Origin of the sequence: Mycolicibacterium litorale (genome assembly GCF_010731695.1) — a bacterium.
GTDB classification, from domain to species: Bacteria; Actinomycetota; Actinomycetes; order Mycobacteriales; family Mycobacteriaceae; genus Mycobacterium; species Mycobacterium litorale.
Window position 1 is genome coordinate 75,994 of record NZ_AP022586.1, and the last position, 16,521, is coordinate 92,514.

A 16,521-nucleotide genomic window follows, 5' to 3' on the forward strand; every position below is an offset into this window, starting at 1 on the left:
TATCGCCATCTACGTAGTAGCTACGTAGATGGCGATATGCTGGTTCCAGCATCCGCGCGGACACCTTCACGCCGTGAATGGCCCACGCTGGCAAGGAGACTGCCACGACCATCGAGCCGCACCCCGCTTCGGGCAGCGTTGCCTCTCCGGCGATAGCTGCTGGGCGCATTCGCGTTCTGCTGGTTGAACCTCGGCGCATCTACGCCGACATGTTGGCCGGCACCCTGCGCGCCGAAGAGTTCGCCGTCGACGTCGCACGCTCAGATGCTGCAGCGCTCACCGCGGTGCGCGACGATGACCCCGACGTGGTGGTGGTGTGCCTGGGATCATCCGCGCACGGCGCCGTCGTCCTTGACCGTGTTCGCCAGGCCGCCCATTGCGGCGTCGTCGCGCTCGCCGACACAGAGATGGCGCCACTGATATCGCGCGTCGGAGTGGTTCCCATCGGCTCCCGCGACATACTCAACACGCGAATACGGCAGACACTCAGGCATTCTCACCAACGCAGCGAGGACGGCGGCGCCCAGCGACGCCACGTCGACGATCTGGTGATCGACGTGGGGGTCCGGCGGGTCTATCAGCGCGGCAACGTCATATCGCTGACTCGAACGGAGTTCGCGATCCTTCGGGTTTTGTCCGATGATCCAGGGGAGCCCGTGACGTGCCGACGACTTCAGGAAGTCCTTTGGGGGGCGACGCAGCCCGGCGGGCGGTCGGCACTGGGCGTGCACATCGGCAATCTACGTCGCAAGCTCGGTGACGCCCCGTCTTGTCCGCGCTATGTCCGGACGGTCCGCGGCATCGGCTACTGTCTGGCCGGCTGAACCGTTACCCGGTGCGGACAAGGCTTTTGGCGGGAGGAAGCTGTTGGCGGAAGCGTTCGGGGTCAGGTCTCGATAATCCGTATGACGTAGGGTGTCATCCCGGCGGTACGCACCGGTGAAATCTTGATGGGAACGCCGGTTTGTTGCGCCTCGATCATTTTTCCGCCGCCGAGGTAGATCGCTTCGTGTTGGCTTCCGCCGGGCCCCCAGAACAGGAGGTCACCGCGTTTAGCTTGCGCGGGAGGTACCTTGCGGCCAGCGTTGTACTGGTCGCCGGACCATCGCGGCAACAGTACTCCGACGCCGGCGAAGGCGAATCGTGTCAGTCCTGAGCAGTCGAAACCGACGGTGCCTGCGCCTTGGTCGACACCGCGACTAGGGCCGGTGAGGCTGCCCCCTCCCCAGGAGTAGGGAACGCCGATCTGCGTTCCTGCCCTGCGGATAACGTATTCGATCGCCTGGGCACCGTAGAGACGGTTGCCGCGGACGCTCGTTTGGGGGCTTGCCGCGGGACTGACGAGTCCGAGACTGCCCAGGAAGCTACGCCCCAAATCCATCGCAGTCTGGGTGGCAACGGCCGTCGCCTGCAAGGACGCGTTGGCGATGGCAACCGGATCGCCGGGCGCTCCCGCACTGGGGATCTTGGGCAGGAGTGGATCCCACGGACCGCCTGTCGGCTCGGCGGAGGCTGCTGGGGTGCACGCCAAAAGTACCGTCGCGACGACGGCAACGATCACCCCAGTCAGGCGAAAGCCGGACGCAGATACGCGGCCTTCCTCCGGGCGGGCGCATCGGGCCATCGGTTCCATATGGCGTTCTTTCTTTCGGCTGTCGGAGCGCCGGTGATTGGTTTCGCCAAAAAAGGCGAAGCAGAGCGTTCCGTACTGTGCAGCAACGATGTACGTAGCGAATACGTAGATCAGCCTAACTCACATATGCCTCATCAGTAACACCCGCAACATAATTACAGTGCTGGAATTTCGGCGGCTGGAATTGCTAATGGCTTTTGCGAATGGGTGTTTGACAGTGTCGGTCGTCGATGCCGGGACTACGAAATAGTCGGTGGTCCGGACATGTGAAAACGCCGTTACCTGAGGACGGCAAACCAAAGGTGTCGTAGCGGAAAGGGCTGCGCTACCTGTGCTGCGTGGGCCCCACGGCGCGCGATGCTCGGGTGACGCTCGGCAGTTCGCAACCCGGTTCGGTGGATGCGAGACGTCCTGCTGACACGCGTAACTGGTGCCACGAGGTGACTGGGAGGCGGCGGTTGTGAGTCTCCGCTTCTGCTCTGTGTTTCAGAGGTTGGCGTTGCCGGCTTTCCACTGATCCCAAGGGATGTTCCAGTCACCTAAACCGTCTGTCCCCGACAGCGTGGGGCCGGTGGTGTTGATGACCTCAACGATGTCGCCGCGTCGGGTGTTGTCGTAGAACCAACGGGCGTTGGCCGGATTGACGTTGAGGCATCCGTGGCTGACATTGGCGATGCCTTGGCTGCCCACCGACCACGGTGCAGAGTGCACGTAGATCCCGCTGTAGGACATCTGGGTCGCCCACTCCACCTCGGTGCGGTATCCGTCAGGAGAGTTGACCGGGACTCCGTAGGTGGACGAATCCATCACCAGAAACGAGTAACGATCTCCGATGATGTAGGCGCCGTTATCGGTCGGGGTCTTGGCTTTACCCATGGAGATGGGCATGGTCTTGACGATCTGACCATTGCGCCGCACAGTCATCGTTTTGGTGGCGTCATCGGCGGTGGCGATGACCTCGTCACCGATGGTGAACCGGGTAGTGACGTCATCCTGACCGAACAGCCCGTCACCGAAGTTGACGCCGTAGGCGTTGACCGCCACCTCTACTGTTGTTCCCGGTTTCCAGTATTCGGCTGGGCGCCAACGTACTTCGCGATTATTGAGCCAGTAGAAGGCTCCCTCGACCGGGGGGGTGGTGGTCACGTTGATCGCTTGCTGCGCCGCAATCCGGTCGGTGATGTTTTCATCGAAGCGGATCGCGATGGGTTGGCCCACGCCAACCGTCTCGCCGTCGTTGGGCAGGACGTAGGGCATCGTTAAGTTGTCGGGCGAGTGGGTTTCGAAGGTCGCTGTCGTAGTGGTCGCGCCGCCCAGTCCAAGGGCCTGGGCATGAAGGGTGTACTGCTTGTTGTAGCCCAGCGGCTCGGCAGACGACCAGGACACGCCATCGGGGCTGAGCTGTCCGTCGACGAGATCGCCGGCTTCGTTGGTCAACGAGACTTGGCCGAGAACGCCGTCACCGGCGGACACGGTAACAGGGGAGTCCACCGCGACACCGATCGCTCCGTCGGTCACCGACGCCTGCAATTTGGGCACTAGCAGGTCGGCGAACGGGGTGCCTTTATCAGTGATGACCTCGGGCTGGGGCGCGGCGGCCGGCGACGAGCTGCACGCGGCCGCGATCAGCAGCACCGCCATCGCCACGACGGCCGTCCGCAGCCACTGCGCCGTCCTGCGAAACGGTGGGAGGCAAGTCGCCTGCGGCATCAGTGTGGTCTCCGTATCCGAATGTTGACATCGCTGATGAGCGGGCACTGCGTGCGCCGCGACAGCCGTTCGCGGGCGGCGGTGCACCGTTCACGGATATGGTTCAAGTGTGCTGATGCGTCATTTGGCTTTCTTAGTCCTTCGATGAAGATTCAGTAAAGACGCAGACTTGCGCACTGGTCTGCCCGACATGGCATCCGGCTAGCTCTGGCAGGCGCCGAACGGGCTGCCGATCCTTTGTTCGTCGATCGTCGGACCGTGGCGCGCAATAGGCCACGTAGAAGGCTATGGGTCTAGTACGCGTTCTGGGCTGATCGGGAACGCTTGAGGCAATCACGGTCCGGGAGCGCTAGACGCTGGTCCCTCTCAGCCCTGCTCCGGTGTCGGTCTCGTCGCGGTGGGGTCCTTCGTCGCGGTGGTGGACTTGAGGCTGCACCCTCCGGCGGGGGTGAAGGGGTGTATCAGCTGCCGCCCGTACGCGGTGGGGTAGTCGGGGTGTGCGGCCATGCCGAGCTGGGTGGAGTCGAATCGGCGGGTGGGGTTATAGGAGTAGGTGCGCATGAGGTGGTCCCAGACCAGGGTGAACAGCCCGAAGTTGACGTCGCCGATGCCGGCCCACTTGAGGTGATGGAAGCGGTGGCCTTCGTTGAGAGCCAAGACGTGCTTGGCGGGGCCCACGCGGTAGTCGGCGTTGGAGTGCTGCAGCAGCAGCTGGATCGCCACCGCGAGGGCGAGCAGGGAGGCGACGTTGACGGGCAGACCGATCAGGATGAGCGGTGCCACACCAGCGGCCATCTCAACGGTTTGGTGCAGCGGGTGTTTCATCAGGCCGTTGAGGCCGTAGAAGCGGGTGATGCTGTGGTGCACGGCGTGGAAACGCCACAACACGCCGATCTTGTGGCTGGCCACATGGACCACGGTGATGCCGAGGTCGGCGATCATGATCGCGGCGAGGACCTGCAGCGGCAATGCCCAGGTGCGCGGCCACAGCTGCGGGGCCGGGACGACCGCCGCCAGTAGTGGAATGGCAGCCACGCTGGCCAGGATCAGCGTCTCGTTGACTGCGACGTGGATGCGGTCGCGCCTGCTGTCTGCCTGATCATGATTCCATTCGGGGTCATACGGAATGACACGTTCGACCAGCAACGCGGTGGCAATCGCGACGGCCATCACGGCCAGCAGCCAGTATTTCGGGGCGCCGGCGGCGGTTAACGCCACACCGGCGCCGTTGAGGCCGAGCAACATGACCGGCACGTAGCCGTATCGGGCCACCGCCTGTGCCGCGGTGACCGCCGTCAATGGCGGGGACTTCGTGCTCACCACCTGATCGTCGCGGCTACTGGCGTGGCAGAGCTTGAATGATCCGGCTACACGGCGGTGTCGAGGTCCCAGGACACGTGCCGGCTCAACGCCGAGGGCGCCAGCCCGAACATCTCCCGCGTGGTACGGGTCAGATGGGCGCTGTCGGAAAACCCCGCATTATGTGCGGCGCCGGTCAGGTCATCGCCGGCGTGCGCGCAAATGATGGCGAGCCGCAGCCGTAACCACAGCACGTAGCGGCGCAGCGGAATGCCAACCTGTTCGGTGAACAGATGGGTCAATCGGCTCGCAGACACACCGACCTGGGCCGCGAGTTCGGTACCTCCGACTGGGCCCGCGGCCACAAGGTCGGGGAGCACCCGCAACACCTCGTCGACGGCGCGATGGCGGGTCGTTGCTTCATCAGCTGCCATGGCGGGTGCGAGGTGTTCGATCAGCTCGTCGACCACGACGGCCAACGGACGTCGGCGGGTGAACGTCAACACCGGAGCAACAGTCCAGCCGGACCGAAGCGCGCGCAAGTGCGCCGAGCGCCCTGGGGCAGACTCCGGTTCCAAGAACACCACGGTGCCCTCCGGCGCGCCGACTTCGACCCGGTGTGGCGCATCGGCGGGCACGACCACCTTGGTGCCGCGATGCTGGTTGCCGTGCTCGTCACGCATCGTGAAAGGTGTTGTTGCGGTGACAATCTGGACGGCATGGTGGGCGTGTAGGTCGGTGGTGCCAATCGATCCGGTGAACGCCAACACCCCAGGTCGCAGCAGTGCCGTCCCGCCCCAGTGCGGTTCACCGGTGATACCACCGCCATCCCGCATCATCGCCACGAATCGATGCTACGGCCTTCCAATAATCGACTTACCGCGGCGCCAGCAACGGGGAACATCGAAGCAGGCGTGGCCAGCCATCCGCCGCCACGGGTAACGCAGGATATGCGCCATTGGCCAGTCACCCACCGCCGCGCCTAGCTCGGGCGCCCTTGTACCGTATACCCCTCAGGGGTACCTTCGTTGTATCACCCGGGGCGGGTAGCCCGACGACTGGAAGGCGTATCGCTGGTGACCGTACAAGAAAGATTTCGGCAGCTCGTCCAAAGCCAGACCGCACGGTCGATCGCCAAATGCATCGCTTTGTGCGCGGTGGGTCGTGTCACTAGTGGGCGCCGCTCAGGCAAGGCCAGCGAGGGAAAGTCCTGCTGCGGCTGACAGCACCGCGACAGGCTGCCCCCGAGCGGCTTGCCGCCGGAGCGTCAGGCCCCTCACTGCTGCCGCCGTCCTTCGTGCCTAGTCTTCATGGACCCGAGTGTCCCGGTCCGATGTTCTGCGAAGGAAGTTCTCGATCGCCGGGCCGAAAGCGTGTGCCATGTCCTCAGCGTCGACGAATTGGCGGGACATCGAAACTTCGGCGAGGACCCCTCGTGGAAGGACATCGGCGAGGCTGTGGGCCAAGCACTCGGGGTGACGGATGTCGTCGCCAGCGATGACGAGCGTCGCAGTGTCGATGCGCCGGAGGTCCTCGACCGTTGCAAAGGCGCGGTCATGACCGATTGACGCCGCGGCCGCCGCACTGTGGGCGTCAGCGCGCGGAATAGCCTCAGCGACCAGGTTGGCGATCAGCGGCTGAAGATCAGGAATGAACAATTCCCAGGCGGCCTGCAGACCGCGGGAACGGGCACGCTCGGCGAAACGATCCATCAGATCGGTGTCTGCGGCTTTGTCCGCATCGTCCTCTATCGCTTCAGCACTGATGACCACCGCCGACCGGGCGATACGGGGGTGCTGGAGGCACGTCCGCAAAACGATGGTGCCGCCCAATCCGGCGCCGACAAGGTGGGCGCAGGTGTCATCGAGCGCGTGAACGATCGCAATGACGTCGCTGACGTACTGATCCCATCGGTGCAACGTCGGGTCGGGACAACGGGATGCTCCGTACCCTCGAATGTCGGGCAACGCAACGCGATACCGGCCAGCGAGCCGGTCAGCAAGCGGTCGCATGCTGTAGTGATCCGGACCCCCACCATGAAGCATGACGATCAGTTCGCCGCGGCCGACGACCTCCCCCATGAGGGGCCAGCCATCATCTCCGACGTGCAACGCGCGCACCACCAACTGATCCCTCCCGTCGTTCCGGGATAGCGCTACGCGCGTCGACACCACACCAATAACCCCGGAAAGTAACCCTTGAAGCATACCCCCAAGGGGTATATGCTCTCTTACGCATACCCGGTAGGGGTATCGACACCCGTCGAGGATAGGAGATCGGTGATGAGCACGAGCACGTACGCCGTCACAGGGATGACTTGCGGACATTGCGAGCTCTCGGTGCGCGAAGAGGTCAGCGAGGTCGCCGGAGTTGAAGACGTCGAAGTTAGCGCCAAAACCGGCACCCTGATCGTGACGTCGAGCCGTCCCGTCGACGACGCGCAGATCCTCAACGCCGTCGACGAGGCCGGCTACTCGGCGGTGCGTGTCGCATGAACGCCGCGGGACGATTGACAGCGTTTGGCGCCGGACTGGCAGTGGCGTTCACGGCTGCATACGTCACCGCCGCAGCGGTCGTCCCTGATACCGCGGCGACATCTCCGCAGGCCCAAACTTCCGATGCTGCAGCGGAAAACAGCGCGCCGCCGACCGAGCAGGCGTCATCAGCCGTTCCCTTCGCCGACCCGCCGGGGTTGTCGTTGGCCGAAGACGGATACGTCCTGAGCCCGGTGCGGTCCCCCAGCGCACCCAACGATCGGGGAACGATGAGCTTCACCATCGTCGACCCGGGCGGCACGCCGCTGCTGGACTACGCGACCGTGCACGACAAGCAACTGCACCTCATCGTGGTCCGTTCCGACGGCCAGCACTTCGCCCATGTACACCCAAGGCTGGACGCGGCCACCGGCACGTGGTCAACGCCGTGGACGTGGAACGCCGCCGGCACCTACCGCGTGTTCGCCGACTTCCAACCCGCAGGGGCGGGCAGCGCCAAACTCACCCTCACCCGAACCGTGCAGGTGGCCGGCGCGTTCGTCCCGGCGGTGGCGAGTGCCACACGCACCGTGGATGACATCGCCGGATACACCGTGAAACTGGACGGTGCACTCACCGCGGGCGTCTCCCACGAACTCACCGCGACAGTCACGCGCGACGGCCGGCCGGTGACGACCTTGCAGCCCTACCTGGGGGCTTACGGCCATCTCGTCGCCTTGCGTGAGGGAGATCTGGCGTATCTACATGTGCACCCTGAGGGGGCCGAGCCGGTACCGGGCGGCACCGGTGGGCCTGCGGTGTCGTTCGCGGCAACCGCACCCACTGCCGGGCGCTACCTGCTCTACCTCGACTTCAAAGTCCAGGACACCGTGCACACCGCCAGCTTCGTCGTCGACGCCGCACCCGGTGGCACCAACGAGCCCGCGCCAGAGCCATCGCGTGACGCCGGCCATGCCGGCGGGCACTGAGCTATCCCGTCCGAATCAGAAACTGAAAGGCAGTGGCTCCATGACGACATCGACACCGGTGTCTGGCCCGAGTGTGGAACTCCGCATCGGGGGAATGACCTGCGCCTCCTGCGCCAACCGCATCGAGCGCAAGCTCAACAAGCTCGACGGCGTGGCCGCGACAGTCAATTACGCGACGGAAAAGGCCACCGTCACGGTGCCTGACGGATACGATCCGGCGCTGCTGATCGCCGAGGTGGAGAAGACGGGCTACACCGCCGCGCTCCCGACACCGCGCACGCCGATGCCCTCCGACGCATCCGGTGACACCCCGCACGCCGCGGACACCGCCGACCCCGAACTGGCCTCGCTGCGGCACCGCCTGAGGGCCTCGGCCGTCCTGACGGTGCCGGTCGTCGCGATGGCGATGATCCCGGCGCTGCAGTTCACGTACTGGCAGTGGGCGTCGCTCACGCTGGCGGCCCCCGTCGTCGTGTGGGCAGCATGGCCATTCCACCGGGCCGCCTGGGCCAACCTGCGACACGGCACCGCGACCATGGATACGCTCATTTCGCTGGGCACCGTCTCTGCGTTCCTGTGGTCGCTGTATGCGCTGTTTCTGGGCAGCGCCGGCACGCCGGGTATGAAGCATCCCTTCGCGTTCACCCTGGCACCGTCGCATGGCGCCGCCAACATCTACCTCGAAGTCGCCGCCGGCGTAACCACGTTCATCCTGGCCGGACGCTACTTCGAGAAGCGGTCCAAACGGCAGGCCGGAGCGGCACTACGAGCCCTACTCGACCTAGGCGCCAAAGACGTATCCGTCCTGCGCGACGGGACGGAAACCAAGATCGCCATCGAAGAACTCGTGGTTGGCGACGAGTTCATAGTCCGTCCGGGGGAGAAGATCGCCACCGACGGCGTGGTGGTGTCCGGTTCCTCGGCTGTCGACGCCTCGATGCTGACCGGCGAAGCGGTACCCGTGGAAGTCGCTACCGGCGACACCGTGGTCGGTGCCACCGTCAACGCCGGCGGCCGGCTGGTGGTGCAGGCCACTCGCGTCGGCTCGGACACCCAGCTCGCGCAGATGGCCCAGCTAGTCGAACGCGCCCAAACCGGCAAGGCCGAAGTTCAACGCCTGGCCGATCGCATTTCCGGCGTCTTCGTACCGATCGTCATCGCTATCGCCGTGATCACCCTCGGCGCCTGGCTGGGCGCGGGATTCTCAGTCGCCGCCGCGTTCACCGCAGCGGTCGCGGTCCTCGTCATCGCCTGCCCCTGCGCCCTCGGGCTGGCCACGCCCACCGCCCTGCTGGTGGGCACCGGCCGCGGCGCACAAATCGGCGTGCTGATCAAAGGTCCCGAGGTGCTCGAATCCACCCGCAAGGTCGACACCGTGGTGCTGGACAAGACCGGAACCGTCACCACCGGCAAAATGACGCTGGTCGATGTCATTACAGCGCCGGAAACCGAACGCGCGGAGCTGCTTCGACTGGCCGGCGCCCTGGAGAACGCCTCCGAGCACCCCATCGCCCAAGCCGTCGCCGCCGCGGCGGCCGAGGAACTCCACGCCTTGCCCGTTCCGGAGGACTTCGCGAATGTCGAAGGTAAAGGCGTCCACGGCGTCGTGGATGGACACGCCGTCATCGTCGGGCGCGAATCACTGCTGGCCGACTGGGCGCAACACCTCAGCCCGGATCTGTCCCACGCCAAGGCCCGCGCGCAAGCCCAGGGAAAGACCGTGGTAGCGGTCGGGTGGGACGGGCAGGCGCGCGGTGTACTCGTCATCGCTGACACCGTGAAACCGACAAGCGCACAGGCAATCTCGCAGATGCGTGACATCGGGCTGACCCCCGTGTTGCTCACCGGCGACAACGAAGCCGTCGCTCGACAGATCGCCGCCGAAGTCGGCATCGACGACGTCATCGCCGAAGTCATGCCCGAAGGCAAGGTTGACGTCATCGCACGCCTCCAAGCCGAAGGCAAGACGGTCGCCATGATCGGCGACGGAGTCAACGACGCGCCCGCCCTCGCCCAAGCCGACCTCGGTCTGGCGATGGGCACCGGCACCGACGTCGCCATCGAGGCCTCCGACATCACCCTGGTGCGCGGTGACCTGCGCAGCGCCGTTGACGCGATCAGGCTGTCCCGCGAAACACTGTCGACGATCAAAACCAACCTGTTCTGGGCGTTCGCCTACAACGTCGCAGCGATCCCCGTCGCAGCACTGGGCATGCTCAATCCGATGCTGGCCGGAGCCGCAATGGCATTCTCCAGCGTCTTCGTGGTGGGCAACAGCCTGCGCCTGCGCCGCTTCAAAACCACTTCCGCCGACACCACCAGTTAAATCACCGCCACCTGTGAGGAGAACCCATGTCCGAGAATCAGAACCGCACGTCAGCCTGCTGCTGCAGCGGCGCAGCCGACAAAATCGATACCTCACCCATCGACCCTACGGCGAGGAACCTGCTTCACCTCGGATCGCAGAACGAGACCACCTGCCCCGTGATGCCCGGCACTCCGGTGAACAAGACGATCGCCGAAGCAGCGGGACTATTCCGTGACTATCGCGGTCGGCGTTACTGGTTCTGCTGCAAGGGATGCGGACCACGCTTCGACCGCGACCCCGACAAGTATGCCTCCGCCGCATGACCGCGACCCTCGTCGCGCACTCCTCGCCGGGCACCCAAAGTTAGTCACCACCACGCACAAGGAAAGCGTCATGACCCACGCCGACAACACCAGGCACTGCCCCTCAACAGGCACCACCCACCACGGCTACATCACCGATAAAGACAAATACCTCAAGCGGTTGAAGCGCATCGAAGGCCAAGCCCGCGGCATCAGCAGAATGATCGAAGAGGAGCGGTACTGCATCGACATCCTGACCCAAACAGACGCGCTCACCAAAGCCCTCCAAGGCGTCGCGCTGGCACTGCTTGACGACCATCTTCGCCACTGCGTCCGTGACGCCGCCGCCACCGGCGGACCGGCCGCTGACGCCAAACTCACAGAAGCCTCTGAAGCCATCGCCCGCTTGGTGCGTTCCTAACACCCACATCATCAATGCGCGTCGACTGAAACGCGAAGTCCCCTAAGGAAAGAACATGACAAACCGCGATGACCACGGCGTAGCAACATCCCACCCTGGCGGGCACGCCCAGCACCAATTCCCCAGCGCACACCCTGACACCCACCCACACGGCGAACACCACGGCCATGACAATCACACCGGCCACACTGGCCATAGCGGCCACGGCGGTGACCACGTGGCCCAATTCCGCAAGCTCTTCTGGATCAACCTGATCATCGCCATACCGGTCGTCGCGTTCTCAACCATGTTCGCGATGCTGCTCGGTTACGACGTCCCCGACTTCCCCGGCGCACGCTGGATCGCGCCCCTGCTCGGGACAGTGATGTACGTCGTCGGTGGCCGCCCCTTCCTCACCGGTGCGCTGAACGAGATCCGTTCCCGCAAACCAGGAATGATGCTCCTGATCGGACTGGCGATCACCGTCGCCTTTTTCGCGTCCTGGGGCGCGAGCTTGGGCCTGCTCCACCACGAGCTGGAATTCTGGTGGGAACTCGCCCTTCTCATCGTCATCATGCTGCTCGGCCACTGGGTAGAAATGCGCTCGCTGGCCCAGACCACCTCAGCGCTGGACTCACTGGCCGCACTACTTCCCGACGAAGCCGAGAAGATCGACGGCGACCGCACCGTCACCGTCTCGCCGACCGACCTGCACGTCGGCGATGTCGTTGTAGTCCGACCCGGCGGCAGCATCCCTGCCGACGGCAAGATCGTCGACGGACGCGCCGACATGGACGAGTCCATGGTGACCGGCGAATCCCGGCCCGTTACCCGCGGCGTCGGGGATCCCGTCACAGCCGGCACCGTCGCCACCGATTCCGGGCTTCGGGTCGAGATCACCGCCACCGGCGACGACACCGCCCTAGCAGGCATCCAACGCCTAGTCACCGAAGCGCAGAATTCGTCCTCGCGTGCCCAGCGCCTTGCCGACAAGGCCGCCGGCTGGCTGTTCTGGTTCGCCCTGATCACCGCCGCGATCACCGCAGCGGCATGGACAATCGTCGGCAATCCCGATGCCTCGGTGGTACGAGCGATCACCGTGCTGGTCATCGCCTGCCCTCATGCGCTGGGCCTGGCGATACCACTGGTCGTGTCCATCGCCACCGAACGCGCCGCCAGAGGCGGCGTCTTGATCAAAGACCGGCTGGCCCTGGAAGGTATGCGCACTGTCGACGCCGTGCTGTTCGACAAGACCGGCACCCTGACGAAAGGCGAACCCACCGTCACCGCCGTCGAGGCGACCGGAGACGACGACGGCGACACCGTGCTCGCGCTCGCCGCCGCCGCCGAGACCGACAGTGAACACCCCCTGGCGCGGGCCATCGTGAAAGCCGCCGAGGATAGGGGATTAACGGTGCCGCGCGCCAGCGGCTTCTCGTCCTCTCCTGCCGTCGGTGTGACTGCGACGGTCGACGGGCACGAAATCCGAGTGGGCGGCCCCCGACTTCTCGAAGAAGTCGGCGCCCAGGAGGTCCCCGCGGCCACCGCGTGGCGCGGCGAAGGCGCCATCATTCTGCACGTCATCAGCGACGGAGAGGTGCTCGGCGGCCTGCGCTTGGCCGACGAGATCCGCCCCGAATCCCGCGAAGCCGTCGATGCGCTTCACAAGCTTGGCGTGCAAGTCGTCATGATCACCGGCGACGCCGAAGCCGTCGCCAATAGTGTCGGCCACGAACTGGGCATCGACCGGGTGTTCGCGGGGGTGCGCCCCGAAGACAAGGCGTCGAAAGTTGCTGCCCTGCAAGACGAGGGCAAGAAGGTTGCCATGGTCGGCGATGGAGTCAACGATGCCCCCGCCTTGGCGCAGGCCGATGTCGGCATCGCCATCGGTGCCGGCACTGACGTCGCCATCGCTTCCGCCGGTGTCATCCTGGCCAGTTCCGACCCCCGCTCGGTGCTGTCGGTCATCGAGCTGTCTCGCGCCAGCTACCGCAAGATGAAACAGAATCTCTGGTGGGGCGCCGGGTACAACCTCATCTCTGTGCCCCTGGCTGCTGGTGTGCTGGCGCCCATCGGCATCGTGCTGCCCATGTCGGTCGGCGCCATCTTCATGTCACTGTCAACGATCGTCGTCGCGCTCAACGCGCAACTTCTGCGCCGCCTCGATTTGACGCCCGAGGCGAGCACCCGCGCCGTTCTCAACCGTTAGGGGACGGCCCACCATGTGGAGCAGCCGGCGGCCATGTGAATTCGAATCGCCGCTCCCAACCATGTGGGGCTTCGCACGAAGAAAGCAAATGCAGTCGCCGGTCGAATTCTCAATTATCCGTCGACCGCCGGTACCTTCGGATGCGCCGTAGACGGCGTGTAGCTGAGCGACAAGCCACCCAATCGGAGCCGGGGAAGCGGAGGTAGGAGCACCAGTGACCGACCTCGCCACTGTCGAAAATTCGATTCGACGACGGTCGTTCGGCACCCTGTCGACGCTCGATAGCAGCGGCAACCCCCACGCGACGGCCGTCACGTACGCAGCGGCCGGTGAAGGCACAAACCTGACGTTGTACATCACGACCCGTACTACGAACGTCAAGGTTAAAAACATTCGACGACGACCACAGGTAGCCTTCGTCATTCCCGTGCCGCACCGCTTTCTCCCCATGATGCCGCCGGCAGCTGTGCAGTTTGCGGGGTCGGCCGAAATACTGAACCACGAAAACGCCGACGCGCGAGGGGCATTCCATGCGGACTGGTTTCTCCGTCGCATTCTCGCCGCCGAGGAGCGCATCGTCGCTCAGCGTGCTGAGCTGTGCTTCATCGCGGTCCGGCCGAGGCGATGGTTATCCACCTACGGCATCGGGATGTCGGCCCTCGACATCCTGCGTCATCCGGGTCAGGCCATCGGGCGGGCAGACCTGACGGGCGGAAACTAGCCGTCAGGCCGTGGATTGGCCACACATGCGTAGGTCAATGCACATGGTCGTGGTCTTGGTGGTCGTCTAGCGGCGTTGCTGCAGGAAGCGGCTCGCTGGTGGGCGTTTGCGTAGACGGCTCAGACGAACCTCCAGAGCCAGGGGCGGGCGCAGGAGCTTCGACTGGGCGGACGGCAGGCGGGGGAGACGTCGGCTCCGGGTCGTGATTGTGATGGTCGTCGACGTGTTCTGCACTGGTTCCGTGGTCATCGGAGGCGGGCTCCCCAGCGGGCGCTGCAGGGGATGGTTCAGGATGGCTGTGATGGTCGTCAGTCTGCTCTGCACCAGATCCGTGGTGATGAGCCCCTGCTTCCGCGCCGGCTGGGGCGTGGTGGCCGTGCCGTAGACCAGAGGCAGCGCCCACCGTGGACGCCAACGTGACGATCCCAATCGCGCCCAGGAGCACCATGGCACTGCCGACGGCGGGCACCGGTTCTCCTTGAAGGCCGCGGTGCCAGACCCAGCCAGCGCCCATGACGACATAGATCTGAAGCAGCAACGCGCATAGGTCCGCGGCTTGGATCAGTTCGGCTTGACCGGCGTGGGGCCCGAGCGGCGCTCCCGCGGTTCTCGACACGGACCAAAGCGCAATAACGGCAAGGTTGACCATGATGCCAAGAGCTAGCACCGGGGTGGTGGTACGGGTGAGTACTAGCCGCGCCCACAACAGTTGGAACAGCGCGATTGCCGTAAAAAACAGGCCCGCTGGCATCCATTCCTGCCAGTGCGTGGGAACGACGGCGAAGTGGATGACAGAAGCGCCTAGTGAGGCGAGCGCGGCAAGCCGAGCCGCTAACCGGCTGTCGGTCTTCTTCGCTGTCCTAGGCGCCACCGAACAAGGATGACAGCGCCACCCTAGACACCGGCTGCACGAGGCCACATCTCAACCCGACCGAGATTCATTCGTCATCAACTACTGCCGTCCTACGTAGATGGATCGATGCGACCCTTCGTCTGCGAGTCTCAACCACCGCCGTTTGGCGATAACCAACACCGGCTTCTCTTGAGACCTCGCCGATGCGGCAGTAGCGCACGCCGCTGTTCGCGTCCGGAACTGGCTCAGATTGTCGACGGGACTACGCGCGTCACCGGGCGGGGCGCCGAAGGACAGAGGTCACATCTGCCTCATGGCGTTGCGCTGCTTGAGCTGTTCGCGCACCACATCCTCGATACGGCCATCGGGTAGCGACAACACATAGCGCCGCATGACATCCAGCGCAAACTCCTCAATGTCGGCGTAGCTGGCACCGGCAAGCTTGTCGGCGAGGGTGCGCGGCGCCATACCGAGGTTCCCGCCGAGCCGCATACGCAGCTGCTCGAGAAAAGTCGTGGCCTGTATGCGAGACGGGGGATGCAGTGCTAACCGCACCTGAAAGCGGCGCCATGCCGCGCGGTCGAGCAGTTCGCCATGGTTGGTCGCGCAGACGGCGACGACGTGGGAGGGCAAGCGATCGATCTGTAGGAGCAGCGTCGAAACGACGCGCTTGATCTCGCCGGTTTCGTGCGCGTCGGAGCGCTCCTTGGCGATGGTGTCGAACTCGTCGAAAAAGAGCACGCAGCGCCGAGTCCTTGCGAACTCGAAAACGTGATCGATTCGACTCGTTGTCTCTCCAAGAAAGCTAGATACAACTCCCTCGTAACGCACGGCGTAGAACGGCACCATCAACTCCGCTGCCAACACTTCAGCAAGCGAGGTTTTACCGTTACCAGGCGGACCTTCCAAAAGGATGCGGTTACGCGGTTCCAGGCCGTGGCTGCGGAGAAGCTCGCTACGGTGATGCTCCTCGATGATCTCGTTCACCGCCGCCGTGACGGCAGGCGCCAGATGCACCTCTGACAATCGCCGTTTAGGCACAATTTCGGTGACCAGATCAGCGACCTGGCGGGCGGTGTCATCACGGGCGAGCAGGCTGCGAGCACCGGCAGTGGTGATCAATTCGGACAGACGATCAGCCACAAGATGGTGCTGATTGTTGCGCTCCTCGGCGATGATCGCCTCCACCAGCATGCGAAAGCGGGCGACGTCGCCACGCTGCTGCGCCTCGACCAGATCAATCACCAGGTCAGACCTCGCCATGGCCCCCTCCTTGCACAATGCCGCTCGCTCGATCATTGCAGATGCGCGCACCACCGCGGGTTCAGCGCCGCACAATGTGGTGCTCTCTAGCAGCGCCAACAGCCTCCAGATAGCTGTCCGAGGATTCCTTGCCCGCTCGGCCACCGGCCGCGCGCTGGCTGGCCCACAAGCTGCCCGGAGGTGTCTCTGGAAGCGCAGTGGTGTGCCGCTAGCGATGGTCGGCGCTGGTTGACTAGCTGATTGGTGTGGACGCGACACCCGTTCCAATCGGCGGGCTGATCATCGCGTCCTAGAGGGCGGCGACTAATGCGGGGTCGGTCCGGCGTCGAAGGCGGCCACGTCCAGGGAAGGCCGGTTACT

The 16,521-nt window shown here is 64.7% G+C and carries 15 protein-coding genes; 8 read left to right on the forward strand and 7 right to left on the reverse strand.

Features of this window, described 5'->3' with window-relative positions:
* Positions 1–77: 77 nt before the first annotated feature.
* Entirely contained in the window at positions 78–824 is a 747-nt protein-coding gene (locus tag G6N30_RS00365; RefSeq protein WP_172835605.1) for a winged helix-turn-helix transcriptional regulator, read from the forward strand.
* A gap of 62 nt (positions 825–886) precedes the next feature.
* Here G6N30_RS00365 and ripB read toward each other — a convergent pair whose 3' ends face one another.
* The 5 genes from ripB to G6N30_RS00390 form a co-directional block, all read right to left on the reverse strand.
* Complete coding sequence (gene ripB / locus G6N30_RS00370; RefSeq protein WP_073683288.1) at positions 887–1,633, reverse strand: NlpC/P60 family peptidoglycan endopeptidase RipB; 747 nt, start codon at positions 1,631–1,633, stop codon at positions 887–889.
* Positions 1,634–2,119: 486 nt separating this feature from the next.
* On the reverse strand, positions 2,120–3,343 hold the full coding sequence (locus G6N30_RS00375; RefSeq protein WP_134055720.1) for a L,D-transpeptidase: 1,224 nt from the start codon (positions 3,341–3,343) through the stop codon (positions 2,120–2,122).
* Positions 3,344–3,709: 366 nt separating this feature from the next.
* Positions 3,710–4,663 (reverse strand): sterol desaturase family protein, encoded by a 954-nt coding sequence (locus G6N30_RS00380; RefSeq protein ID WP_134055718.1) that lies wholly within the window; start codon positions 4,661–4,663, stop codon positions 3,710–3,712.
* A gap of 47 nt (positions 4,664–4,710) precedes the next feature.
* Entirely contained in the window at positions 4,711–5,481 is a 771-nt protein-coding gene (locus tag G6N30_RS00385; RefSeq protein ID WP_059090352.1) for a helix-turn-helix domain-containing protein, read from the reverse strand.
* 462 nt (positions 5,482–5,943) lie between these two features.
* Positions 5,944–6,768, reverse strand: coding sequence for an alpha/beta fold hydrolase (locus G6N30_RS00390; RefSeq protein ID WP_059090353.1), 825 nt, complete (start codon positions 6,766–6,768; stop codon positions 5,944–5,946).
* Positions 6,769–6,924: 156 nt separating this feature from the next.
* Here G6N30_RS00390 and G6N30_RS00395 point away from each other — a divergent pair, with 156 nt between their 5' ends.
* From G6N30_RS00395 to G6N30_RS00425, 7 genes are all read left to right on the forward strand, one after another.
* Entirely contained in the window at positions 6,925–7,137 is a 213-nt protein-coding gene (locus G6N30_RS00395; RefSeq protein WP_011856847.1) for a heavy-metal-associated domain-containing protein, read from the forward strand.
* Positions 7,134–8,105, forward strand: a complete 972-nt coding sequence (locus G6N30_RS00400; protein WP_059090337.1) for a DUF8832 domain-containing protein — start codon at positions 7,134–7,136, stop codon at positions 8,103–8,105. The genes G6N30_RS00395 and G6N30_RS00400 overlap by 4 nt, the downstream gene beginning before the upstream one ends.
* A gap of 40 nt (positions 8,106–8,145) precedes the next feature.
* Positions 8,146–10,431, forward strand: coding sequence for a heavy metal translocating P-type ATPase (locus tag G6N30_RS00405; protein WP_059090338.1), 2,286 nt, complete (start codon positions 8,146–8,148; stop codon positions 10,429–10,431).
* Positions 10,432–10,457: 26 nt separating this feature from the next.
* Entirely contained in the window at positions 10,458–10,736 is a 279-nt protein-coding gene (locus G6N30_RS00410) for a YHS domain-containing protein (protein ID WP_073681638.1), read from the forward strand.
* A 70-nt stretch (positions 10,737–10,806) separates the two neighbouring features.
* Complete coding sequence (locus G6N30_RS00415; protein ID WP_011856766.1) at positions 10,807–11,136, forward strand: metal-sensitive transcriptional regulator; 330 nt, start codon at positions 10,807–10,809, stop codon at positions 11,134–11,136.
* A 55-nt stretch (positions 11,137–11,191) separates the two neighbouring features.
* A complete protein-coding gene (locus G6N30_RS00420) occupies positions 11,192–13,324 on the forward strand; it encodes a heavy metal translocating P-type ATPase (RefSeq protein WP_134055712.1) in 2,133 nt (710 codons plus the stop codon).
* 214 nt (positions 13,325–13,538) lie between these two features.
* Positions 13,539–14,045, forward strand: coding sequence for a pyridoxamine 5'-phosphate oxidase family protein (locus G6N30_RS00425; protein WP_134055710.1), 507 nt, complete (start codon positions 13,539–13,541; stop codon positions 14,043–14,045).
* A gap of 34 nt (positions 14,046–14,079) precedes the next feature.
* On the opposite strand, the gene G6N30_RS27070 is transcribed toward G6N30_RS00425, so the two are convergent.
* Positions 14,080–14,964: a hypothetical protein gene (locus G6N30_RS27070; protein ID WP_134055708.1), complete on the reverse strand. Its 885-nt coding sequence runs from the start codon at positions 14,962–14,964 to the stop codon at positions 14,080–14,082.
* A 234-nt stretch (positions 14,965–15,198) separates the two neighbouring features.
* Positions 15,199–16,161: an AAA family ATPase gene (locus G6N30_RS00430; protein ID WP_064280684.1), complete on the reverse strand. Its 963-nt coding sequence runs from the start codon at positions 16,159–16,161 to the stop codon at positions 15,199–15,201.
* Positions 16,162–16,521: the final 360 nt, after the last annotated feature.

Coding starts and splice junctions, on each gene's coding strand:
- G6N30_RS00410 (WP_073681638.1), top strand. CDS start 10,458: ATGTCCGAGAATCAGAACCGCACGTCAGCCTGCTGCTGCAGCGGCGCA.
- ripB (WP_073683288.1), bottom strand. CDS start 1,633: ATGGAACCGATGGCCCGATGCGCCCGCCCGGAGGAAGGCCGCGTATCT.
- G6N30_RS00405 (WP_059090338.1), top strand. CDS start 8,146: ATGACGACATCGACACCGGTGTCTGGCCCGAGTGTGGAACTCCGCATC.
- G6N30_RS00395 (WP_011856847.1), top strand. CDS start 6,925: ATGAGCACGAGCACGTACGCCGTCACAGGGATGACTTGCGGACATTGC.
- G6N30_RS00420 (WP_134055712.1), top strand. CDS start 11,192: ATGACAAACCGCGATGACCACGGCGTAGCAACATCCCACCCTGGCGGG.
- G6N30_RS00430 (WP_064280684.1), bottom strand. CDS start 16,161: ATGGCGAGGTCTGACCTGGTGATTGATCTGGTCGAGGCGCAGCAGCGT.
- G6N30_RS00385 (WP_059090352.1), bottom strand. CDS start 5,481: ATGATGCGGGATGGCGGTGGTATCACCGGTGAACCGCACTGGGGCGGG.
- G6N30_RS00365 (WP_172835605.1), top strand. CDS start 78: ATGGCCCACGCTGGCAAGGAGACTGCCACGACCATCGAGCCGCACCCC.
- G6N30_RS00415 (WP_011856766.1), top strand. CDS start 10,807: ATGACCCACGCCGACAACACCAGGCACTGCCCCTCAACAGGCACCACC.
- G6N30_RS00400 (WP_059090337.1), top strand. CDS start 7,134: ATGAACGCCGCGGGACGATTGACAGCGTTTGGCGCCGGACTGGCAGTG.
- G6N30_RS00375 (WP_134055720.1), bottom strand. CDS start 3,343: ATGCCGCAGGCGACTTGCCTCCCACCGTTTCGCAGGACGGCGCAGTGG.